This is a genomic window from Thermus sp. CCB_US3_UF1, from assembly GCF_000236585.1.
Lineage (GTDB): Bacteria > Deinococcota > Deinococci > Deinococcales > Thermaceae > Thermus.
In genome coordinates this window covers 1268826-1289202 of the sequence record NC_017278.1, presented here as the reverse complement: position 1 = coordinate 1289202, position 20377 = coordinate 1268826, and the positions used below count along the sequence as shown (strand labels likewise).

Annotated in this window: 20 protein-coding genes and 1 pseudogene; 10 read left to right on the top strand and 11 right to left on the bottom strand. The window is 69.7% G+C overall.

The window, feature by feature from the left end:
• Window positions 1-21: 21 nt before the first annotated feature.
• The 8 genes from TCCBUS3UF1_RS06380 to TCCBUS3UF1_RS06345 are packed head-to-tail and all read left to right on the top strand — an operon-like array spanning window position 22 to window position 6954.
• Window positions 22-1011 (top strand): catechol 2,3-dioxygenase, encoded by a 990-nt coding sequence (locus TCCBUS3UF1_RS06380; protein WP_014515694.1) that lies wholly within the window; start codon window positions 22-24, stop codon window positions 1009-1011.
• Window positions 1011-1667: a GntR family transcriptional regulator gene (locus TCCBUS3UF1_RS06375; protein WP_014515693.1), complete on the top strand. Its 657-nt coding sequence runs from the start codon at window positions 1011-1013 to the stop codon at window positions 1665-1667. Before TCCBUS3UF1_RS06380 ends, TCCBUS3UF1_RS06375 begins: the two co-directional genes overlap by 1 nt.
• Entirely contained in the window at window positions 1664-2575 is a 912-nt protein-coding gene (locus TCCBUS3UF1_RS06370; RefSeq protein WP_014515692.1) for a DUF6282 family protein, read from the top strand. Before TCCBUS3UF1_RS06375 ends, TCCBUS3UF1_RS06370 begins: the two co-directional genes overlap by 4 nt.
• Window positions 2572-3282, top strand: coding sequence for a PIG-L deacetylase family protein (locus tag TCCBUS3UF1_RS06365; RefSeq protein ID WP_014515691.1), 711 nt, complete (start codon window positions 2572-2574; stop codon window positions 3280-3282). Before TCCBUS3UF1_RS06370 ends, TCCBUS3UF1_RS06365 begins: the two co-directional genes overlap by 4 nt.
• A 9-nt stretch (window positions 3283-3291) precedes the next feature.
• A complete protein-coding gene (locus TCCBUS3UF1_RS06360; protein ID WP_014515690.1) occupies window positions 3292-3960 on the top strand; it encodes a 4-carboxy-4-hydroxy-2-oxoadipate aldolase/oxaloacetate decarboxylase in 669 nt (222 codons plus the stop codon).
• Window positions 3953-4741: a DUF1932 domain-containing protein gene (locus TCCBUS3UF1_RS06355; RefSeq protein ID WP_014515689.1), complete on the top strand. Its 789-nt coding sequence runs from the start codon at window positions 3953-3955 to the stop codon at window positions 4739-4741. Before TCCBUS3UF1_RS06360 ends, TCCBUS3UF1_RS06355 begins: the two co-directional genes overlap by 8 nt.
• Before the next feature lie 22 nt (window positions 4742-4763).
• Window positions 4764-5765 (top strand): Xaa-Pro peptidase family protein, encoded by a 1002-nt coding sequence (locus TCCBUS3UF1_RS06350; protein ID WP_014515688.1) that lies wholly within the window; start codon window positions 4764-4766, stop codon window positions 5763-5765.
• Between the two features lie 43 nt (window positions 5766-5808).
• Window positions 5809-6954, top strand: coding sequence for an MFS transporter (locus TCCBUS3UF1_RS06345; protein ID WP_014515687.1), 1146 nt, complete (start codon window positions 5809-5811; stop codon window positions 6952-6954).
• On the opposite strand, the gene TCCBUS3UF1_RS06340 is transcribed toward TCCBUS3UF1_RS06345, so the two are convergent.
• The 11 genes and pseudogenes from TCCBUS3UF1_RS06340 to TCCBUS3UF1_RS06290 all read right to left on the bottom strand — a co-directional run bounded on the left by TCCBUS3UF1_RS06340 (window position 6951) and on the right by TCCBUS3UF1_RS06290 (window position 17862).
• Window positions 6951-7703: a LamB/YcsF family protein gene (locus tag TCCBUS3UF1_RS06340; RefSeq protein ID WP_041433988.1), complete on the bottom strand. Its 753-nt coding sequence runs from the start codon at window positions 7701-7703 to the stop codon at window positions 6951-6953. The genes TCCBUS3UF1_RS06345 and TCCBUS3UF1_RS06340 overlap by 4 nt on opposite strands.
• 104 nt (window positions 7704-7807) lie before the next feature.
• Window positions 7808-9109 (bottom strand): TRAP transporter large permease, encoded by a 1302-nt coding sequence (locus TCCBUS3UF1_RS06335; protein ID WP_014515685.1) that lies wholly within the window; start codon window positions 9107-9109, stop codon window positions 7808-7810.
• Complete coding sequence (locus TCCBUS3UF1_RS06330; RefSeq protein ID WP_014515684.1) at window positions 9106-9591, bottom strand: TRAP transporter small permease; 486 nt, start codon at window positions 9589-9591, stop codon at window positions 9106-9108. The genes TCCBUS3UF1_RS06335 and TCCBUS3UF1_RS06330 overlap by 4 nt, the downstream gene beginning before the upstream one ends.
• Entirely contained in the window at window positions 9588-10544 is a 957-nt protein-coding gene (locus tag TCCBUS3UF1_RS06325; RefSeq protein ID WP_014515683.1) for a TRAP transporter substrate-binding protein, read from the bottom strand. Before TCCBUS3UF1_RS06325 ends, TCCBUS3UF1_RS06330 begins: the two co-directional genes overlap by 4 nt.
• A gap of 80 nt (window positions 10545-10624) precedes the next feature.
• Window positions 10625-11173 (bottom strand): peroxidase-related enzyme, encoded by a 549-nt coding sequence (locus tag TCCBUS3UF1_RS06320; protein WP_041433801.1) that lies wholly within the window; start codon window positions 11171-11173, stop codon window positions 10625-10627.
• Window positions 11167-11976: a cyclase family protein gene (locus TCCBUS3UF1_RS06315; RefSeq protein WP_014515681.1), complete on the bottom strand. Its 810-nt coding sequence runs from the start codon at window positions 11974-11976 to the stop codon at window positions 11167-11169. The genes TCCBUS3UF1_RS06320 and TCCBUS3UF1_RS06315 overlap by 7 nt, the downstream gene beginning before the upstream one ends.
• 59 nt (window positions 11977-12035) lie before the next feature.
• Window positions 12036-12833 carry an ABC transporter permease gene (locus tag TCCBUS3UF1_RS06310; protein WP_014515680.1) on the bottom strand — a complete coding sequence of 266 codons (798 nt, stop codon included), beginning with the start codon at window positions 12831-12833 and terminating at the stop codon, window positions 12036-12038.
• Window positions 12826-13761 carry an ABC transporter permease gene (locus tag TCCBUS3UF1_RS06305; RefSeq protein ID WP_014515679.1) on the bottom strand — a complete coding sequence of 312 codons (936 nt, stop codon included), beginning with the start codon at window positions 13759-13761 and terminating at the stop codon, window positions 12826-12828. Before TCCBUS3UF1_RS06305 ends, TCCBUS3UF1_RS06310 begins: the two co-directional genes overlap by 8 nt.
• Complete coding sequence (locus TCCBUS3UF1_RS06300; protein ID WP_014515678.1) at window positions 13762-15246, bottom strand: ABC transporter substrate-binding protein; 1485 nt, start codon at window positions 15244-15246, stop codon at window positions 13762-13764.
• Window positions 15247-15284: 38 nt separating this feature from the next.
• A pseudogene (locus tag TCCBUS3UF1_RS06295) lies at window positions 15285-16441 on the bottom strand (M20 family metallopeptidase).
• A complete protein-coding gene (locus tag TCCBUS3UF1_RS06290) occupies window positions 16438-17862 on the bottom strand; it encodes a CoA-acylating methylmalonate-semialdehyde dehydrogenase (RefSeq protein ID WP_041433987.1) in 1425 nt (474 codons plus the stop codon). Before TCCBUS3UF1_RS06290 ends, TCCBUS3UF1_RS06295 begins: the two are co-directional and overlap by 4 nt.
• A 74-nt stretch (window positions 17863-17936) precedes the next feature.
• Here TCCBUS3UF1_RS06290 and TCCBUS3UF1_RS06285 point away from each other — a divergent pair, with 74 nt between their 5' ends.
• Window positions 17937-18728: an SDR family NAD(P)-dependent oxidoreductase gene (locus tag TCCBUS3UF1_RS06285; protein ID WP_014515675.1), complete on the top strand. Its 792-nt coding sequence runs from the start codon at window positions 17937-17939 to the stop codon at window positions 18726-18728.
• Between the two features lie 69 nt (window positions 18729-18797).
• A complete protein-coding gene (locus TCCBUS3UF1_RS06280; protein ID WP_014515674.1) occupies window positions 18798-20360 on the top strand; it encodes an ABC transporter substrate-binding protein in 1563 nt (520 codons plus the stop codon).
• Window positions 20361-20377: the final 17 nt, after the last annotated feature.

Genomic DNA, 20377 nt, shown 5'->3' with positions numbered 1-20377 from the left:
CGTAGGGTGAGGGGGAAGGCTATGGAAGCGCACGCTTTTACCCAAGATGCCTGGGGGCGTTGGCCCTACGGGGACCTGGCCCACCTGGCCCACCTGGAACTCCTCACCCCGAAGCTGGAGGAAAGCCTGCGCTTTTTTACCCAGGTCATGGGGATGGAGGTGAGCGGGCACGAAGGGGACTCCTACTACCTGCGGGGCTGGGACGATTACGAGTTCCACACCCTGAAGCTCACCGCGGACAAAAGGCCCGGCCTCGGCCACCTGGCCTTCCGCGCCAAGAGCCCCGAGGGGCTTCTGCGGCGGGTCCGGGCCCTGGAGGCCTTGGGTCTGGGGGAAGGGTGGACGGAAGGCGACCTGGGGCACGGCCCCGCCTACCGCTTCCGCACCCCGGATGGGCACCCGATGGAGCTCTACTACGAAACCCGCTGGTACACCCCCACGGAGGCCACCCGGCCCGCCTTGAAGAACCAGGCCTCCCGCTTTCCCGGAAGGGGGGCCAACCTGAGGCGGCTGGACCACGTGAACCTCTTGGCCTCCGATGTGGGGGCGGTGCGGGCTTTCATGGAACATTTCCTGGGCATGAAGGTGACGGAGCAGATCCTCTTCCGCGACGGCAGCGAGCAAGGGGCCTGGCTCACCTGCACCAACAAAACCTACGACGTGGCCATCACCAAGGACCACCTAGGGGCCAAGGGGCGGCTGCACCATTTCACCTACGCCGTGGACAGCCGAGAGGAGGTTTTGCGGGCGGCGGACGTCTGCTTGGAGCACGGGGTCTTCATCGAGACCGGCCCCCACAAGCACGCCATCCAGCAGACCTTTTTCCTCTACGTCTACGAGCCGGGGGGGTGCCGTTTTGAGGTGGCTTGCCCGGGAGCCCGGCTTCTTTTGGCCCCCGACTGGAAGCCCATCGTTTGGGACGAGGAGGAGCGGAAGAAGGGCCAGGCTTGGGGGCTTAAAACCGTGGAGAGCTTCCACACCTACGGGGTTCCCCCGGTGGAGGAGGCGTGATGCCGGCTCTAGAGAAGGCCACCGAGGTGCAGCAGGCCTACCAACGGTTGCGGGAGGCCATCCTGCAGGGGGAGCTCCTTCCCGGGCAGCGCCTGGTGGAGAAGGAGCTTTCCGAGCGTTTCGGCCTGGGGCGGGCGGCCATCCGCACCGCCTTGGCCAAGCTGGAACAGGACGGTCTGGTGGAGAGCGAGCCCTACCGGGGGGCCTGGGTGCGGGTCATTACCGAGGAGGAGGCGGTGGAGATCCTCGAGGCCCGCATGGCCCTGGAATGCCTGGCGGTGCGCCACGCGGCCCGCAAGGCCACGCCGGAGGCGATCGCCCGGTTGCGCCAGATCCACGCCCAGATGGAGGCCCGTTTCCGGGAGGGGGACCTTTTGGGCATGTCCGAGCTCAATAGCCTTTTCCACCGCACCCTGGTGGAGATCTCCGGCCATGGAGCGGCCAGGAGGCTCATCGAGGCCCTGCGGGCCCAAGGGGTGCGGCACCAGTTCCGCACGGTTTTGGTGCCGGGGCGCTCGCAGCGCTCCTTGGAGGAGCACCGCCTTATCCTGGAGGCGGTGGCCGCCCACGATGAGGAGGCGGCGGAAAGGGCCATGAAGGCCCACCTCCAGGGGGTCATCGCCGCCTTGCGCCAGGCCAAGGGGGGTGGGGCGTGAGGCCAAGCGAGCGGGCCCTGGCCCTGGTGCAGGGGGCTTACGATCTCCACGTCCACGTGGAGCCCGACATCCTTCCCCGCAAGACCGATGACCTCACCCTGGCCTGGCGCTTTCGGGAACTGGGGCTTAGGGGTTTCCTCCTCAAATCCCACTACGCCCCCACGGCGGAGCGGGCCCAGGTGGTGCGCAAGGCGGTACCCGGGGTGGAGGTTCTGGGGGCGGTGGTGCTGAACCACGCCGTGGGGGGCCTGAACCCTTTGGCCGTGGAGGTGGCGGCCCGGGCTGGGGCTCGCTTTGTCTGGATGCCCACCGTGGACGCGGCCAACGAGGCCGGGGAGGTGGAGGGGCTTCCTGCGGAGAAGCGGCCCCAATGGGCCAGGCTGCAGGGGGAGTTTGCCGGGCAGGGGCTCCTCCCGCCGCCCATCGCCGTCCTGGACGGGACGGGCCGGGTACGGCCCGAGGCGCGGGCCGTGCTCCGGGTGGTGGCCCGCCACGGCCTGGTCCTGGCCACGGGCCACCTTTCCCGGGAGGAGGTTTTAAAGGTGGTGGAGGCTGCCCTCGAGGAAGGCGTCCGGCAGGTGGTGGTCACCCATCCCGACTATCCCACCCAGAACCTTTCCATAGAGGAGCAGAGGTACCTGGCGGGGCAAGGGGCCTACTTGGAGCGCTGCCTGGCTCCCTCATGGACGGGGAAAGTCCCTTGGGAAAGGCTGTTTGCCGCCATACGGGGGGCAGGGGTGGAGCGGAGCTTCCTCTCCACGGACCTGGGCCAGCCCAAAAACCCCCCGGTGGAAGAGGGCTTGGCCCTCTTCGCCGACCGGCTCCTGGGGGCGGGTTTTTCCGAGGCAGAGGTGCGGCATATGGCCGTGGAGGTGCCCAGCCTTTTGGCGCGAGGAGGTGGGGGATGAAGCGGCTCCTGGTGGTTAGCGCCCATGCCGCGGACTTTGTCTGGCGGGCGGGGGGAGCCATCGCCCTGACCGTGGCCCAGGGGGGAAAGGCCCTGGTGGTGGCCCTGAGCTACGGGGAGCGGGGGGAGTCGGGGGAGCTCTGGAAGGAGCCCGGACAGACCTTGGAAAGGGTGAAGGCCATCCGCCACCAGGAGGCTAGCCAGGCGGCGGCCATCCTGGGGGCGGACTTCCTCCCCTTGGACCTGGGGGACTACCCCTTGCGGGTGGGGGAGGAGGCCTTGGAGCGGCTGGTGGGCATCCTGGTGGACTTCGCCCCCCAGGTTCTCATCACCCACACCCCCCAGGATCCCTTCAACCCCGACCACCCCGTGGCCTACGAGGCCACGGAGCTGGCCCGGCAGCTGGCCTCGGGCGCGGGGGTGGCCAGCGCCTTCAGGACCATAAACCCTCCCGAGTTTCTCCTCTTTGAGCCCCACCAGCCGGAGCTTTGCGGGTTTGTGCCCAACCTTTTCCTGGACATCACCCCGGTGTGGGAGAAGAAGGTAGCCGCCATGGAGGCCTTCGCTTCGCAGCGGTACCTGCAGCGCTACTACGCCGAACGGGCCGAGCACCGGGCCAACCACGCCCGGCGGATCTCCGGCCAGAAGGAGATTGCGCGGGCCGAGGCCTTCCAGAGGGTCTTGCCCCAGGTGGTCCGCAGCCTTTAGGAGGGGAGGATGCTGAGCCCGGAGGAGGTGCGGGAGCTGGCGGCCTTGGGGAGCGCCACCCTGTACGAGGCCTCGGGAAGGGAGGGCCTGGTACAGGCGGGTTTCCTGCGGATTCCCGAGGGGGCCAAGGCGGCGGGGCCGGCCCTGCCGGTCCTCTGCGCCCAAGGAGACAACCTGGGGGCCCATGCGGCCATGGCAGCCTTGAGGCCGGGGGAGGTCCTGGTCCTAGGCATGCCCGAGCCGGAACCGGTGGCCCTGGTGGGGGAGCTGCTGGCCACCCAGGCCAAGGCCCAGGGGGCGGCGGCCCTCCTGGTGGATGGGGCGGTGCGGGACCGGGACGAGCTCGTTTCCCTGGGCCTCCCTGTTTGGGCCCGCTGGGTGAGCCCCCGGGGGGCCAGGCGGGAGAGGGTTTTGGGCCTGGGGGTGCCCGTGCGGGTAGGGGGGGTGGAGGTGCGGCTGGGGGACTACCTGGTCCTGGACGGGGACGGGGTGGTGGTGGTGCGGCGGGAGCGGGCCCGGGAGGTTTTGCAGAGGGCTAGGGAACGGGCTGGCCGCGAGGCTGCCTTGCGGGAGCGGTTTGCCCGGGGGGAGCTCTCCCTGGACCTTTACGGCCTGCGGGAGGGGCTAAAGGAGGCCCTGGCCCAGGTGGAGCGGGCTCGGGAGGCGGGGGATGGCTAGGAGGTTGCGGGTAGGGGTGCTGGGCCTGGGGGAGGCGGGGTCGGAGATCGCTAAGGACCTTCTCCAGGCTGGGGCGGAGGTGGTGGGCTACGACCCCTTGCCCGAGAAGGGCGTCCTGGGGATCTGGCGGACGGGCAGCGAGGCGGAGGCCGCGGAGGGCGTGGACCTGGTCCTTTCCGTGAACTGGGCCCGGGTGGCCCTGGAGGTGGTCCAGCGGGTGGCCCCGGTGCTGCGGCCGGGCCAGGTTTTCGCCGACCTGAACACCGCCTCCCCCGGGCTCAAGCGGACCCTGGCCGCGGCGGTGGCCTCCACGGGGGCCCTTTTCGCCGACGTGGCCCTGATGAGCCCCGTACCGGGCCGGGGGCTCAAGACCCCTTCCCTGGTTTCCGGCCCCGGTGCTGAGGCCTACGCCCGGGCCCTGGTCCCCTTAGGGGCCCGGGTGGAGGTGGTGGGGGAAGGCCCGGGAGAGGCCGCCACCCGGAAGCTCCTGAGGAGCGTCTTCTTCAAGGGCATGGCCGCGGCGGTGGTGGAGGCCCTGGAGGCGGCCAGGCGGCTGGGACTGGAGGGGGAGATCCGGGCCAACATCGCCCAAAGCTTCAAGGAAGCGGACGAGGGGCTGGTGGACCGCCTGGTGGAGGGGAGCCTGCGCCACGCCCTAAGGCGGCACGAGGAGATGCTGGCGGCGGCCGAACTCCTCCGGGAACTGGGGGTGGAGCCCAGGGTGGCCCAGGCCGCGGCGGCGCAGCTTCGGGAGTTGGCGGCCCTGCCCCTGGCGGAATAGCCTGGGGGAGGGGAAGCGCGCCATGGACCAGGAGCACTGGGGACGGCTGCAAGCCTTCATGAGGGAGCGGGGTTTTTCCCGCTTTTTCGTCTCCCAACCGGAAAACTTCGCCTGGCTCACGGGGGGGAGCAACACCCTGGGCTTGGGGGAGGGCGTGGCCTACCTGGAGGTGGGGGAGGAGATCGTCCTCCACACCACCCGCATCGAGCACCCCCGCATGCTGGAGGAGGAGGTGCCGGGCCTGCCCGTGCGGGTCCATCCGTGGTACGCCTTCCCTCCACCGGGAAGCCCCAACGACCTGGAACACGACCTCACCCCCTTGCGCCTGCGCCTCTCCCAGGAAGCCCAAGCCACCTTCCGCCGTCTGGGGAGGGAGGCCGCTCATGCGGTGGGGGAGGTGGTGCGGGCGGCAAGGCCCGGCTGGCGGGAGAGGGAGTTGGCCGGGGCCCTATCCGAGGCCCTATGGGCCTTGGGGATACGTCCCCTGCTCCTTCTGGTGGCCGGGGAGGAGCGGGTCTTCCGCCACCGCCACCCCCTGCCCAAGGACTACCCCTTGGGGCGGGCCTTCATGGCCGTGGTCTGCGCCGAGCGGCGGGGTTTGGTGGCCAACCTGACGCGGATGGCCCACCTTGGGGATAGGGAGGTGGAGGCCCGTTACCGCAAGGTCTTGCGGGTGGAGGGGGTGGCCTTGGACCATTCCCGCCCGGGAACCTCCTTGGGGGCGGTCTTGGCGAGCCTTCAGGCGGCCTACGGGGCGGTGGGTTTTCCGGGGGCCTGGGAGGAGCACCACCAAGGGGGGGTGGGGGGGTACCGTCCCCGCGAGGCCGTGGCCACGCCCGGGCACCCCTTGCGCCTGCAACCCGGGATGGCCTTGGCCTGGAACCCGAGCCTCCCGGGGGCCAAGGTGGAGGACACCTTCCTCCTGACCGAGGGGGGATTGGAGAACCTCACCGAGGATCCCCTCTGGCCGGGGGTGGAGGTGGGGGGGCGCAGGCGTCCGGACCTTTGGCGGGCAGGGGGGTGAGGGGGGAACCTGCGCCTTGGGGCCGAGGGGTAAGGTGCCGGGTGTGAAGGCTAGGCTGCTGGCCCTTCTTTCCGGCGTCCTCTTGGGAACGGTCAGCGAAAGCAGCCTGGCCCCGGTGCTCCCCTTCCTGGCCCGGGCGTTCGGGGTGGGGCCTGAGGCGGCCCAGGGGGTGGCCTCGGCGGGGCTTTTGGGGGCGGCCTTGGCCTACTTGCCCTTGGCCTGGTTTGGGGGAAGGGTGGGGGCGGCGCGGCTCTTCCGCCTGGGCCTCCTCCTTCACTCCCTCCTTGCCCTTCTCCTCTTTTCGGCCTCTTCTTTGGGCCAGGTCTATGCTCTGCGCTTCCTCCAGGGGGTGGCCACGGCCATGGTGGTGGGCTTGGTGCCGGGACTGGCCACCAGCAGCTTCCCCCAGGCCCGGGGCTACGCCATGGGCATGGTGGCGGGCACCGTGGCCGCGGGCACGCTGCTGGGGCCGGCCTTGGGGGGCATGGCGGCTTCCCTCGAGGCCCGCTACGTCTTCCTTCTCCCCCTGCCCTTTGCCCTTCTGGCCTTGGCCCTGGCCCGCCACCTGCCCGGCCTGCCCCCCCAGCGGGCGGATCTTAGGGCGCTTTTGCGGGCCCCAGGCTTTATGGCGGCCCTTTTGGCCACGGCTCTCTACTTCCTCCACACCCTAGGGACCACCGTGGTCCTGGCCTTTTTCCTCTCCGAGGAGGGGGTTTCCCCGGCGGCCATAGGGGGCTTGCTCCTCCTTGGTCCCTTGCAGCTTCTCCTCCTAGGGCCCTGGGCGGGGCGGGCCGCTGACCGGCGGGGCTACGCCCCGGTGGCCTTGCGGGGGGCCTACCTCTTGGTGGGGGCGGGGGTGGCCTTTGCCCTTTTGCCCCTCCTCCACCCCTTGTGGGGAGCAGGCCTGGGGCTTGTGCTCCTGGGCACGGGGCGGGCCCTCTTCCAGGCGGCCAACAACGCCCAGGTGCTCTCCCTGGCCCCCAAGGGCTTGGAGGGCCTGGCCTCAGGGGCCCTTTCCGTGGCCCGGACCCTGGGGCAGGCCCTGGGAAGCGCCTTGGGGGGTCTGGTCTACGCGTTCCTAGACCGCCCCTATGGCCACGCCCCCGCCTTCGCCCTCACGGTGCTCCTCTTCTCCCTGCTCATGGCCTCCTCGGCCTGGCTGGTGCAGGGCAGGGGGGAGGGGGCTTAGAAGGCCTTCACCGCCACGCCCGCCCCTTCCAGGGCCTGGCGTACCGCCTGGGCCACCTCAGGGGCCTTGGGGTTATCCCCGTGGATGCAGAGGGTTTCCGCCTGCACCGCCACCTCGCCCCCGTCCAGGGCTTCCACCTTGCCCTCGAGGACCATCCTTAGCGCCCGCCGGGCGGCCTCCTCGGGGTCGGTGATCCAGCTTCCGGGCAGGGAGCGGGGGGCAAGCTGGCCGTTTCGCAGGTAGGCCCGTTCGGGAAAGGCCTCCCGCATCACCCTAAGCCCCGCCTTCCTGGCCTCCTCCTCGTAGACGGTTCCGGGGAGGACCACCAGGGGGAGTTCCGGATCGAAGGCCCGCACCGCCTCCGCGATGGCCCGGGCGGTCTCCCGGTCCCGGCAGGCCTTGAGGTAAAGGGCCCCGTGGGGCTTCACGTGGTGGAGGCCTAGGCCTTCAGCCCTCAAGAAGGCGTAGAGGGCCCCTATCTGGTAGAGGACATCGGCGTAGACCTCCTCGGGGCTTAGGGCCATCTCCCGCCGGCCAAACCCCACCAGGTCGGGGAAACCAGGATGGGCCCCCACGGCCACCCCGTGGGCCTTGGCCAGGGCCACCGCTTCCCGCATGCGCCCGGGGCTTCCCCCGTGGAAGCCGCAGGCCAGGTTGACCGAGGTCACCAGGGGAAAAAGCTCCCGGTCGTGGCCATAGGCAAAGGCCCCGTAGGACTCCCCCGCGTCGGCGTTGAGGTCTATGCGTATCATCTCCTCCCTCATAGGGTAAGCCAAGTTTCCCCTTCGCCTAAAAGGATGCCCAGTTCCGCCTTGCCGTCAGGTATAAAAGCCTTCTAGGGATGAGCCTCGTCTCATCCCCCCGTCATGGTTCGGGGGAGCCAGGTGGCCATGCCGGGGAAAAGGACCAGGAGGACCACCATGAAAAGGAGCACCCCCATGAAGGGCAGGGCGTAGCGGGCGATGCGGAAAAGGTCTTCCCCCGTGAGGGACTGGATGACGAAGAGGTTGAAGCCCACGGGGGGCGTGATCTGGGCCAACTCCACCATAATGACCAGGTAAATGCCAAACCACAAGGGGTCCACGCCGATGGCCTTTACCACCGGCAGGATGACGCTGATGGTGAGGACCACGATGGAAATCCCGTCCAGAAACCAGCCCAGCACGATGTAGACCAGGCTGAGGAAGAGGATGAGGAGGGTAGGGGTGATGCCCGCCTCCACCGCCCAGGCGGCCAGGGCCCGGGGGATGCCGGTGAAGCCCATGGCCAGGGTGAGGACCCCAGCCCCCGCCAGGATGAGGCCAATCATGCTGGTGGTGCGCACCGCCCCCTGGAGGCTTTCCCAGAACAACCTCCCGGAAAGCTCCCCGTTCAGGGCGGCAAGCAGGAGCGCCCCTGCCACCCCGATGGCCGCGGCCTCCGTGGGGGTCGCCACCCCCAGGTAGATGGAGCCCAGGACCAGGAGGATGAGGAAGAGGATGGGGAAGACCCCCAGCAGGCTCCGTAGGGCCTGTCCCAGGCCGGTGGGGGGCTCCTGGGGCAGGGCCCGGCGGTGGCGGAAGGCCAGGAGGACCAGGAGGAGCATGAAGAGGAGGGTCAGGACCACCCCCGGCACCACCCCCGCCATGAAGAGCCGGGCCACGGAGACCTCGGCCATCACCCCGTAGACGATCATGATCACGCTGGGGGGGATGAGGAAGCCCAAGGTTCCCGCCCCCGCCAGGGAGCCCAGGGCCAGGGGCCTGGGGTAGCCCCGCCTGAGGAGTTCGGGCAGGGTGAAGCGGCCCACGGTGGCGGTGGTGGCGGCGGAGGAGCCGATGACGGCGGCAAAAAGGGCGCTGGCCACCACGTTCACGTGGAGGAGCCCCCCGGGGAGGCGGGCGAGGAGGGGGCTTAGGCCCTGGAAAAGCCCCTGGGCCAGGCGGGAGCGGTAGAGGACCTCCCCCATCCAGACGAAGAGGGGGAGGGCGGCCAGGCTCCAGCCCGAGGTGGCCGTCCAGAGGGCCGTGGCCAGGTTGGGCCCTGGGGGAGCAGAGGTGAAAAGGGCCAGGCCCGCAAGCCCCACCCAGAGGAGGGAAAGCCCCACGTGGACCCCAAGGCCCAGAAGGAGGAAAAGGAGGAGGACCAGGATGGCCCCGGCTTCCAAAGGGTTCATCCCTTGCCTCCCTTCAGGGCTTTCCACCCGGCCTCGAGGAGGGCCAGGGTGAAAAAGGAAAGCCCCAGGGCCAGGAAGCTTTGGGGAAGCCATAGGGGCAGGGGCAGAAGCCCCGGGGCCAGGTCGCCAAAGTGGTAGCTCTCCACCACCCTAAGCCAGCTCTGCCAGGTGGCGTAAAGGCTTCCGAGGAGGCCAAGCCCCAGGGCCACCGCCTCGGCCACCCGCCTAGCCCCCGGAGGGAGGCGCCCCAGGAGGAGGCCCACCCGGATGTGCCCCCCTGCCCGCAGGGTGGGGGCAAGGCCCAGGAAGATGAGCCCGGCGGTAGCGAAGCCCGCCACCTCCAAGGCTGAGGGCACCACGAAGCCCAGGTACCGTCCCAGGACCTGGGCCAGGATGACCAGGAGGATGAAGAGGCCCATGAGGAGGGCCAAGGCCTCCGCCAGGCGGAAGAGGCCTGCCAGGGTCCTTTCCCAGAGGCTCATCGGCCCAGGTAGCGCCGGTAGATCTGGACCCCCGTGGCCCCCACCTGCCTCTGCCAGTCCAGGATCATGGTCTGGCCGGCTTTCTTCAGATCCGCCATGAGGGCGGGGGAGGGCTTTACCACCTGCATGCCCCGGCTGGCCAGGGTCTGGAGGGCCCGCTCTTCCTGCTCCTGGCTTAGGCGCCAGCCCCGTTCCTCGGCCCGGCGGGCCGCCTGCAGGAGGGCCTCCCGGTCCTGGGGGGAGAGGCCCTCAAAGGCCCGGCGGCCCATGACCACCATGTTCTTGGGGATCCAGGCCTTGAGGTCGTAGAAGTAGCGGGAGAAGTCCCAGGCCTGGCTGTCCACCCCGGTCACGGGGGAGGTGATCATGGCCTCCACGATCCCGGTGGCGAAGGCCTGGGGGATGTCGGCGGCTTCCACCTGGACGGGGCTCATGCCCAGGAGCTCGGCCAGGCGGGCGGTGGCGGGGTTGTAGGCGCGGAAGCGGATCCCCTTGAGGTCCTGGGCCGAGGCCACCGGGCGCTTGGTGTAAAGCCCCTGGGGCGGCCAGGGTACGGCATAGAGGAAGACCACCCCCCGCTGGGCAAGCCACCTCTCCACCTCAGGCCGCTGGGCCTGGTAGAGCCTTCTCGCCTCCTCGTAGCTGGTGGCCACGAAGGGGATGGAGTCCAGGTTGAAGAGGGGGTTCTCGTTGGCCAGGAGGGACATGAGGACCTCCCCCAGCTGCACCTGGCCATTGCGCACCGCCGGTAGGATCTGGGGGTGGGGGAAGAGGGAGCCCCCCGGGTGGACGGTGATCCTCACCCGGCCCCCCGTGGCCTCCTCCACCTCCTTGGCGAACTGCAGGATGTTCTGGGTGTGGAAGTTGGCCGGGGGGTAGGGGGTGGCCATGTTCCAGGTCTGGGCCTGGACGGTGGCCAAAAGGAGGGCTAGGGCCACTAAGGCTTTTTGCATAATCATGCACCTCCGACTAATACTTTAGCCGTTCTTGGGCATGGCTGGCAACCCTTTCTTTGTAAAGAAGAGGAGGTGGACTAAGCGTAGTACTCAGGATTGGGCTTGAAGCCCAAGGCGTTGAGGAGGCGGTTGGTGAAGTTGAACATGGCCGCTACCTCGGCGGCCTCGAGAATGGCCTCATCGGAAAGCCCCACCTCCCTCAGGGGCCTTAGGTCCCCCTCGGTCATCTCGTGGTGGCGGTGGGTTACCTTTAGGGCAAAGTCCACCAGGGCCCGGGTTCTAGGGGGAAGGTCCGCCCGGCGGGGGTTGGCGGCCAGGACCTCGGGGAGGATGGGGTCTCCGGTGAGGTCTTTGAGGTAGCGCTTGTGGCTGGCCACGCAGTACTCGCAGCGGTTCTCCCCGCTTATGGCGATGGCCATGGCCTCCTTTTCCTCCCGGGTCAGGAGGCCCTCCCCTCGCATGAGGTGGTCGTAGTACCGGAACCAGAGGAGAAAGCGGGGGCTCAAGGCGAAGGCCCGGGCCACGTTGGGCACAAACCCCGTCTTCTCGCGAAGGCGGGCAAAAAGCTCCCGCACCTCCTCGGAAAGCTCGGCCTCCTCGGGCACCCGCAGCCAGGAGATCACCATACCGCCACCGCCCGCACCGGCCCACCCGAGGCCCCCCGGTGCTTGGGGGCGCCCACGAAGAGGAGGGCCCCCGAGGGCGGTACCTGGGCCAGGCCCGCCAGGTTCTCCAGGCCGTACTTCCCCGCCCCCAGGAAGACGAGGTGGGCCTTGAAGTCCTTGGAGGGGCCGAAGTCCAGGGAGAGGGTGTCCACCCCCACCCCCACGATCTCCCGCTCCCGCACCAGGAACTCCGCCGCCTCGGGGGAGAAGCCAGGGAAGTGCAGGGTGCCCCCCGCGTCTTGGTTCAAGAAGGCCTTGGGGTCGCGCCAGCGCGCCTCCCAGCCCGAGTGCATGGCCACGAAGGCCCCCCGGGGCAAGCGGCCATGGCGCCTTTCGTAGGCCAGGAGGTCGTCCACGGTGACCTGGGCGTCGGGGTTGCGGGCCGCCTTTTCCCGGATGTCCACCACCGCTAGGGGGGCGATGAGGCTTCCTAGGGGGAGTTTCTCCGCGGTCAGCCCACCCTCCACGAAGTGGGCGGGGGCGTCCATGTGGGTGCCCGAGTGCTCCCAGAGGTCCAGGCGGTTGCCGTAGTAGCCGTCCTTGCGCACGGTGACCAGGGTGGTGATGCGCATGGGTTCCGCCCCGGGGAAGAGGGGGATCTCGGGGGAAAGCTCGTGGGTCAGGTCCACCGCCTGGCGGAAGGCCTTGCCCGGCACGGGGGCTTGGGCCAGGGCCTGCCCGGCCAAAAGCCCAAGCCCAGCCCCCAGGAAGGCCCTACGGGAAAGGCTACGGGCCACCTGTTCCATCACCAAAGGGGCGCACATGCTGGCCTCCTTTCCTTATGGGGAAAAACTACTACGACCCCGCAAAGGTATGCAAGTCCCTAGCGCCTGGGGTCCAGCCGGTCCCTAAGGCCATCTCCCAGGAGGTTAAAGCCCAGCACCCCCAGGGAGAGGGCCAGCCCCGGCACCAGGGCAGGGTAGGGGGAAAGGGGGAGGAAGCCTTGCGCCTCCCGGAGCATCCGGCCCAGGCTGGGGGCTGGGGGTTGGACCCCAAGGCCCAGGTAGGAGAGCGCCGCCTCGGCCAAGAGGGCGGCGGCGAAGGCCAGGCTGGCCTGGACCAGGAGGGGCCCCAGCAGGTTGGGCAGGAGGTGGCGGAGGAGGATCCGTCCCGGCCCCGCCCCCAGGGCTAAGGCGGCTTCCACGAAGGGGGCGCCCTTTAGGCCCAAGGCCCCGGCCCGGGCCACGCGGAAGAAGGCGGGCACCATGGAAACCCCTATGGCCAGGGTGCTGCTCAGGCCCCCTGGGCCTAGGAGGGCGGCCAGGAGGAGGGCGAGAAGGAGGCCCGGCAGGGCGTAGAGGGCCTCCATGAGGAGGCTTAGGACCCCGTCCCATCCCCGGCCCAGGTAGCCCGCCAGAAGCCCCAGGGCCACCCCCAGGCCAAAGCCCAGGGCCACGGCCACCCCGCCCACCCAGAGGGCGTTTTTGGCCCCGTGGAGGACCCGGGCCAGGAGGTCGCGGCCCAGGTGGTCCGTCCCCAGGGGGTGTTCGGGGGAAGGGGGGGCGAGGCGGCGGAGGAAGTCCGGGGCGTTGGGGTCCACGGGGTAGAGGGAGGAGGCCAGGGCCAGGAGGAGGAAGAACCCCACCAGGAGGCTTCCCAGGAGGAGGCTTGGGCTACGCATACTCCACCCGCGGGTCCAGGAGGCCGTAGAGGAGGTCCACCACTAGGTTGAGGAGGACGATGAGGGCGGCCATGGCCAGGACCAGGCCCTGGAGGAGGGGGTAGTCGCGGGCCTCGAGGGCCGTGAGGGCCAGGCTCCCCATCCCGGGCAGGGCGAAGACCGCCTCCACCACCACCGCCCCCGTGAGGAGGAAGCCCCCTTCCAGGCCCAATAGGGTGACCAGGGGGAGGCTTGCGGGCCTGAGGGCGTGCTTCAGGAGGACCCGGGCCTCGGGCACCCCCTTGGCCCGGGCGGTGCGGACGTAGTCCTGGCCCAGGACCTCCAGGAGGCTGGCCCGGGCCATGCGGAAGAGGATGGCCGCCCGGGAAAGGGCCAGGGTCAGGGCGGGGAGGAGGAGGTGGCGGAGGGCTTCCCCAGGGCGTTCCCAGCCGGGGAAGCCGCTGGCGGGAAGGAGGGGGAGGTGGACCGCCAGGGCGTAAAGGAGGACCACCCCCAGGAAAAAGGTGGGCACGGACTGCAAGAGGCCCATAAGGCCGCTTAGGGTGAGGTCCAAGGGGGGAAGGCGCACCGCCAGCAGGGCCAGGGGTAGGGCCAGGAGGAGGGCCCCCCCTAGGCCCAGGAGGACCAGGGCCAGGGTGAGGGGAAGCCTCTCCCCAAGGAGCTCGGCCACGGGCTTGGCGTAGCGGATGGACTCCCCCAGGTCCAGCCGCCCAAGGCCCAGGAGCCAGCCCAGGTAGCGCTCCAAAGGGGGCTTGTCCAGGCCTAGGGCCCGTTCCAGGGCCAGCCGGGCCTCCTCCGAGGCCTCGAGGCCCAGGATGGCCTGCACCGGGTCCCCGGGGAGGAGGAGGAGGAAGGCGAAGACCAGGCTGGCGGCAAGCCAGAGGGTGAGGAGGGCCAGGAGGACCCGCCGGAGGAGGAAGCCCCGCATCTACCGGCTCAGGTACACCCGGGTCACGTTGAGGCTCGGGGTGGGCTGGTTGCCCCACCAGCCCATGACCTCCTTGCGCATGGCCGCCAGGTAGGGGCTATTCATCACCCAAAGGTTCACCGCGTCCTGGGCCAGGAGGCGCTGCATCTCCTTCATGAGCTCGCAGGCCCGCTTGGGGTCGGGGGTCCTCAGGTACTGGGCGTAGAGCTCCCGGAAGCGGGGGGAGTCGTAGCGGAAGTAGTAGTTGGGGTTGGCGTAGACCCCGATGTCGTGGGGCTCGGAGTGGCCAATGATGGTCATCTGGTAGTCCGCCCCGCGGAAGATCCGGGAGAGCCAGGTGGCCCACTCCACCACCTCCAGCCGCGCCTGGACCCCGATCTGGGAAAGCTGGGCGGCGATGGCCTCCCCCAGGCGCCGCTCGTAGGGATAGGGGGCGGCCAGGGTGAAGGTGAAGCGCAAGGGGTTGGCGGGCCCGTACCCTGCCTCCTGCAGGAGGGCCCGGGCCCGGGCGGGGTCGTGGGGGTAGAGGCCCGAGAGGTCCTCGTAGCAGCTCTCCCCGGGGGAGCGGTGGCTGCCGATGGGGGTGCCGTAGCCCAGCATCACCCCCTCCACCAGGGCCTTCTTGTCCACGGCGTGCTGGATGGCCCGGCGCACCCTGGGGTCGTTGAAGGGGGGACGGGCGTTGTTCATGCCCACGGTGATCTCCGTGGTGGTGAAGCCCGTGACCACCTTGAAGTTGGGGTCCCGGCCCAACACCAGGGCGTTTTCCGGGCTCACCCCCAGGCCGATCACCTGGATGTCCCCGGCCCTGAGGGCGGCGATCTGGGCGTTGGGATCGGGGAGGAAGCGGAAGAAGACCCGGTCCAGGTAGGGGAGGCCCGGCTCGTAGTAGCCCTCAAACCGCTCCAGCCGCACCCCTACCCCCCGCTCCCAGGCCACGAAGCGGAAGGGCCCGGTGCCGATGGGCTGGGTCCTCTGCTCCTCCACCCGCCCCTTGGGGCCGATGACCGAGTCGGGCCGGGCCAGGTTGAAGAGGAAGTCCTGGTTGGGCTGGCGCAGGCGGAAGACCACCGTGTAGGGGTCCTTGGCCTCCACCGCCTGGATGTCCCGGTAGTACTCGGGGTGGGTGTGGCCGGACCGGGGGTCCCGGGCCCGGTTGAACTTGAAGACCACGTCCTCGGCGGTGAAGGGGCTGCCGTTGTGGAAGCGCACCCCCCGCCTCAGGTAGAAGGTCCAGGTGAGGCTGGAGGGGCTTCCCTGCCAGCGCTCCGCCAGGGCAGGGACGATCTCCCCCTTCTCGTTGAACTTCACCAGGCCCTGGAGGACGTTATCGTAAAGCATCCGGGGGATTTCCTGGCTGGTGGAGGCCGTGGGGTCCAGGACCGGGGGCTCGGCCAGGATGGCCACCCGGAGCTCGCCCCCTCGGGTCTGGGCCAGGGCCAGGCCAAATAGCACCAGCAAGGGCCAAAGGAGCCGCGTGCGCATGGGAACCTCCTTGGCCCTTACCTTACCACGGGCAGGGGTCAGTCCAGGTAGAGCACCGCCAAGGCGGCGTAGACCCGGGCCGCCAGGACCACCTCCTCCAGGTCCACCCACTCGTCCACCTGGTGGGGGAGGGTCTTCTCCCCGGGGCCCATGACCACCACGGGAAGCCCGGCCCAGGCCCTCAGGAAGGTGCCGTCCGTGGCCCCGGGCACCCCGCCCAGGCGGACGGGGAGGCCAAGGAGCCTGAGGGCCTCCTCGGCGGCCTGGACCAGGGGGTCCTCCCTGGGGGTTTCCACGGGGGGGCGGTCCTCGAGGACCTCCACCCCTACCCCCGCCAGCTCCCCGATCCGGGCCAAAAGCTCCCCGTGGTCCATCCCGGGTACGGTGCGCACGTCCAGGGCCACCTCGGCCATAGGGGGAATGACGTTCAGCTGCCCCTCCCCGGCGCTGGCCAGGAACCGGGTGGGGGTGAGGTAGGGCGGTCCCAGGTGGGGGTGGGGGAAGGCGGCCTGGAGTTTCCCCTCCAGCTCCTTTAGGGATACGACGAAGCGGGCCGCCTTGGGGATGGGGTTATCCCCCGCGTAGGGCATGGCCCCGTGGGCCATCCGCCCTGGGAAGAGGAGGCGGAGGCGCAGGGCCCCCTTCTGCCAGAGGCAGACCTCCATGGCCTCGGGCTCGGCCACCAAGGCCCCCCGGAAGCCTCGGGCCAGGCCGGCCTCGAGGAAGGCCTTCACCCCCCGCATCATCCCCTCCTCGTCCGCCAGGGCCGCCAGGCGCAGGGGGCGCTTGGGCTTCCCCAGGACCCGCTTCACTGCCAAGAGGGCCCCCACCAGGGCGGCCAGCCCCCCCTTCATGTCGCAGGCCCCCCGGCCATAAAGCCGCCCCCCTCCACCACGGCCCCGTAGGGGGGGTAGGTCCAAAGGGCCTCCTCCCCTGGGGTCACCACGTCGGTGTGCCCCTCCAGGATGAGGCCCCCCTCCCCCTCCCCCAGGTCCGCCACCAGGTTGGGCCTTCCCGGGGCCGCCTCTTGGCGGAAGGGCTTTAGCCCCCGTTCCTGGAGGTAGGCCTCGAGGAAGGCCACCACCCCTTCCTCCCCCGGGCCCGGGTAGTGGCTGGGCAGGCGCACCAGGGCCTTGAGGAGCTCCACCACCTCCCCTTCCTCCACCGCTTCCGCCGCCAGGAGGGCCTTCCTCACCACCGTTCCACCACCACCTTTCTTTGGGTGTAGAAGAGGAAGGCGTCGGGCCCGTGGGGGTGGAGGTCGCCGAAGAAGGAGGCCTTCCAGCCGGAGAAGGGGTAGAAGGCGAAGGGCTGGGCCACGCCCACGTTCACCCCCACCATGCCCGCCTGGACCCTTTCCCGGAACGCCCGGGCCGCCCGGCCGCTTTGGGTGAAGACGCAGGCCATGTTGCCGTAGGCTACGGCGTTGGCCTGGGCGATGGCCTCCTCCAGGCTGGCCGCGAAGGCCACGGAGAGGACGGGGCCGAAGATCTCCTCCCGCCCCACGGCCATCCGGGGGGAGACCCCGGCGAGGACGGTGGGCCCGAGGAAGAAGCCCCGCCCCTCCACCCCCCGGCCGTCCAGGGCCAGGCTGGCCCCTTCCTCCAGGCCCCTTTGGATGTAGCCCACCACCCGCTGGCGGTGCTCCTCCCGGATCAGGGGGCCCACCTGCACCCCTTCCTCCCAGCCTGGGCCCACCTTGAGCCTCTGGGCGGCCTCCACCACCCGCTCCAAAAGCTCCGGCCCGACCCCGCCCACCCCCACGGCCACGCTCCCCGCCAGGCACCGCTCCCCGGCGTTGCCGAAGGCGGAGTTGAGGATGGCGGGGACGGCCAGGTCCAGATCCGCGTCGGGCAGGACCACCAGGTGGTTCTTGGCCCCCCCGGCGGCGGAGACCCGCTTGCCGTGGGCGGCGGCCAGGGCGTAGACCCGGCGGGCCACCGCCTCGGAGCCCACGAACTGGACCGCCCGCACCCCGGGATGGGCCGCCAGGGCCTCGGCGGCCTCCCGGCCCCCGTGGACCAGGTTGAGGACCCCTTCGGGGAAGCCGGCCTCCAGGAAGAGCTCGGCCAGGCGCACCGCCCCCAAGGGGGTGCGTTCGGAGGGCTTGAGGACGAAGGTGTTCCCCGCCACCACGGCGATGGGGAGCATCCACAAGGGGATCATGACGGGGAAGTTGAAGGGGGGGATGCCCGCCACCACGCCCAGGGGGTAGTGGAAGAGGTTCTGGTCCACCCCGGGGGTGACCTCCCGCAGGGTCCTTCCCTGGAGGAGGGTGGCGGCGGAGAGGGCGAAGTCCACCACCTCGATCCCCCGGCGCACCTCCCCCCGGGCCTCCTCCAGGGTCTTGCCGTGGTGGAGGGTCACGAGGCGGGCCAGGTCCTCGGCGTGCTCCTCCAAAAGCCCTTTGAAGCGGAAAAGGAGGCGGAGGCGTTCCAGAAGCGGGGTCTGGCTCCAGGTGGCGAAAGCCTTTTCCGCGGCTTGCACCGCCTGGTCCACCTCCTCGGGGCCCGAGAGGGGGACCTCCTCCAGGACCTCCTCCGTGGCCGGGTTGAGGACGGGGAGGGTGGGGCGGTCCACCTCCCGCCAACGGCCGCCAATCAGGTTCTTGAGCATCCTTTCCTCCTTGGGCTCCATTCTTCTTCCCCGGGAGGAGGCTTCGCAAGGGTGGTAGGATGGGGCCAAAGCCTATGGACTACCGCAAGCTTCTGGACCTGACGGGGCAGGTGGCCCTGGTGGTGGGGGCGGCTTCGGGGATCGGGCGGGCTTCGGCGGAGGCCCTGGCGGCCTTCGGGGCCCGGGTGGTCCTGGCCGACAAGGACCGGGAGGGCCTCGAGGCTGCCCAGGAGGCCATCCGCCAGGGGGGTGGGGAGGCTTTGGCCTACCCCCTGGACCTGGGGGAGCCCGGGGCAGGGGAGGGGCTGGTGGCGAGGGTTCTGGAGCGGTTGGGCCGCCTGGACACCCTGGTCTCCACCCCGGCCATCAACGTGCGCAAGCCCCTTCTGGACTACACCGACGAGGAGATCGATCGGGTGGTGGACCTGAACCTCAAGGCCACCCTCCGCCTCCTGCGGGCTGGGGGGCGGGCCATGCGGGAAAGGGGTTCGGGGAGCCTCATCGCCTTCGCCTCCATCCGGGCCTTGGTGGTGGAGCCGGGGCAAGGGGTCTACGCCGCCACCAAGGCGGGGATCCTGCAGCTTGTCCGCACCCTGGCCGCGGAGCTTGGGCCCTACGGCGTGCGGGCCAACGCCATCGCCCCTGGCCCCATCGAGACCCCCCTCACCGCCCCCATCCGGGCGCGGCCGGAATGGTACCGGGCCTACGCGGAGAAGACGGCCCTTTTGCGCTGGGGCAGGCCCGAGGAGGTGGCCATGGCCGTGGTCTACCTGGCCTCCCCGGCGGCCAGCTACGTGACGGGCACCCTCTTCCTGGTGGATGGGGGCTGGACGGCGGTGGACGGGCGGTTTACGCCTCCTCTGTGAAGGGCCTTGACCCAGGGAAAGGGCCTGGCTAGGATGGCTCATAAGGGTCTAAAGCCCGGAGGAGGGTGTATGAGGCGCTGGCTATGGTGGTTGGTGGTGGCCTTGGGTTTGGCCTGGGCCCAGGATCGGACCCAGATCCTGGTTTATGGCGGGGACTGGACGGACCTCATCACCCTGGATCCCCAGGTGGTCTACGAGTTCAGCGGGGTGATGATCGCCGATAACCTCTACGAAACCCTGGTGCGTTTTGAAGGGAATGACCTCTCCACCCTGCGGCCTGGCCTGGCGGAGAGCTGGAAGGTGGAGCGGGGTACCACGGACTGGATCCTTACCTTCAAGCTCCGCCGGGGGAGCAAGTTTTCCACCGGCCGGGAGGTGACGGCCAAGGACGTGGTCTTTAGCTTTGAGCGGGCCCTGGCCCTCAAGGGACCGGGTTCCTTCCTCTTCACCAACATCGCCCAGCTCAAACCGGGGGCCACCAAGGCCCTGGATCCCTACACCGTGGAGGTGCGCATTCCCAAAGCCGCTTCCCCTCAGTCCTTCCTCGCCATCCTCACCTTCACCATCGGGGGCATCGTGGACTCGGAGGAGGCACAAAGGAACGCCAAGGGAGGTGACTTCGGCAAGGACTTCCTCACCAATAACTCCGCCGGCTCCGGCCCCTACCGTCTGGTGCGCTGGGAGCGGGGGAACCAGGTGATCCTCGAGGCCAATCCCCACGCCCGCATCAAGCCCAAGGTGCCACGGGTGGTGCTGCGCTACATTCAGGAACCGGCTGTGCTCCGCACCGCCCTGGAGTCTGGGGAGATCGACATCGCCGAGGGGCTCACCCCCGAGGCCGTGAGGGCTCTGGCCGCTAACCCCCGCTTCAAGGTGGTGCGGGCCGAAACCCTGCGCCTCCAGTACTTGGCCATGAACATGAAGGCGGGAAGCCCCTTCGCCAACCCCAAGGTCCGGGAGGCGGTGCGCTGGGCGGTAAACCAGGATGAACTCATCCAGGGGCTTCTCCAGGGGAACGCCCTGAAGGTGCAAACCCTTATCCCCAAAGGTCTTCTGGGCCATAACCCCACTGCTCCCTACAAGTACGATCCCGAGCGGGCCAAGCGCCTCCTGGCTGAAGCGGGTTATCCCCAGGGTTTGGAGTTTGAGCTCTTGGCCAATACGGGCATCTGCGGCGGAGGCGTGCCCTGCCCCGATGTGGCCGCCAAGTTGCAGGCCGATATGGCCAAGGCTGGCCTTCGGGCTCGCATCCGCACCATCCCCAACGCGGAGCTCCTCGCCACCTATCGGGCCCAGAACCACCAGATGGTCCTGGTGGCCTGGAGCCCCGATTTCCCTGACCCCGATGGCAACGCCACGCCTTGGTCGGACTACGCGGCGCGCTCCCTGGCCTGGCGCAACAGCTACGAGGACGAGGTGGCCGCCAAGCTGGCCCGCCAGGCGGCCCTCGAGGTGGAGGCTGAGAAGCGCAAGGCCCTGTACAGGCTTCTCACGGAAAAGGTTCTCCGGGAAGGTCCCTACGTCGTCCTGTACCAGCCCCTTTTGCCCATAGGCCTCTCGGCCAAGGTAGAGGGCTTCTTGAAGAACCCCATGATGTCCGTGCCCCTTTGGCAGGTGGGCAAGCAACCCTAGATCTTGGTATAGTGAGG

Coding starts and splice junctions, on each gene's coding strand:
- TCCBUS3UF1_RS06285 (WP_014515675.1), top strand. CDS start 17,937: ATGGACTACCGCAAGCTTCTGGACCTGACGGGGCAGGTGGCCCTGGTG.
- TCCBUS3UF1_RS06305 (WP_014515679.1), bottom strand. CDS start 13,761: ATGCGGGGCTTCCTCCTCCGGCGGGTCCTCCTGGCCCTCCTCACCCTC.
- TCCBUS3UF1_RS06330 (WP_014515684.1), bottom strand. CDS start 9,591: ATGAGCCTCTGGGAAAGGACCCTGGCAGGCCTCTTCCGCCTGGCGGAG.
- TCCBUS3UF1_RS06280 (WP_014515674.1), top strand. CDS start 18,798: ATGAGGCGCTGGCTATGGTGGTTGGTGGTGGCCTTGGGTTTGGCCTGG.
- TCCBUS3UF1_RS06310 (WP_014515680.1), bottom strand. CDS start 12,833: ATGCGTAGCCCAAGCCTCCTCCTGGGAAGCCTCCTGGTGGGGTTCTTC.
- TCCBUS3UF1_RS06375 (WP_014515693.1), top strand. CDS start 1,011: ATGCCGGCTCTAGAGAAGGCCACCGAGGTGCAGCAGGCCTACCAACGG.
- TCCBUS3UF1_RS06315 (WP_014515681.1), bottom strand. CDS start 11,976: ATGTGCGCCCCTTTGGTGATGGAACAGGTGGCCCGTAGCCTTTCCCGT.
- TCCBUS3UF1_RS06365 (WP_014515691.1), top strand. CDS start 2,572: ATGAAGCGGCTCCTGGTGGTTAGCGCCCATGCCGCGGACTTTGTCTGG.
- TCCBUS3UF1_RS06350 (WP_014515688.1), top strand. CDS start 4,764: ATGGACCAGGAGCACTGGGGACGGCTGCAAGCCTTCATGAGGGAGCGG.
- TCCBUS3UF1_RS06360 (WP_014515690.1), top strand. CDS start 3,292: ATGCTGAGCCCGGAGGAGGTGCGGGAGCTGGCGGCCTTGGGGAGCGCC.
- TCCBUS3UF1_RS06290 (WP_041433987.1), bottom strand. CDS start 17,862: ATGCTCAAGAACCTGATTGGCGGCCGTTGGCGGGAGGTGGACCGCCCC.
- TCCBUS3UF1_RS06325 (WP_014515683.1), bottom strand. CDS start 10,544: ATGCAAAAAGCCTTAGTGGCCCTAGCCCTCCTTTTGGCCACCGTCCAG.
- TCCBUS3UF1_RS06355 (WP_014515689.1), top strand. CDS start 3,953: ATGGCTAGGAGGTTGCGGGTAGGGGTGCTGGGCCTGGGGGAGGCGGGG.
- TCCBUS3UF1_RS06320 (WP_041433801.1), bottom strand. CDS start 11,173: ATGGTGATCTCCTGGCTGCGGGTGCCCGAGGAGGCCGAGCTTTCCGAG.
- TCCBUS3UF1_RS06335 (WP_014515685.1), bottom strand. CDS start 9,109: ATGAACCCTTTGGAAGCCGGGGCCATCCTGGTCCTCCTCCTTTTCCTC.
- TCCBUS3UF1_RS06380 (WP_014515694.1), top strand. CDS start 22: ATGGAAGCGCACGCTTTTACCCAAGATGCCTGGGGGCGTTGGCCCTAC.
- TCCBUS3UF1_RS06300 (WP_014515678.1), bottom strand. CDS start 15,246: ATGCGCACGCGGCTCCTTTGGCCCTTGCTGGTGCTATTTGGCCTGGCC.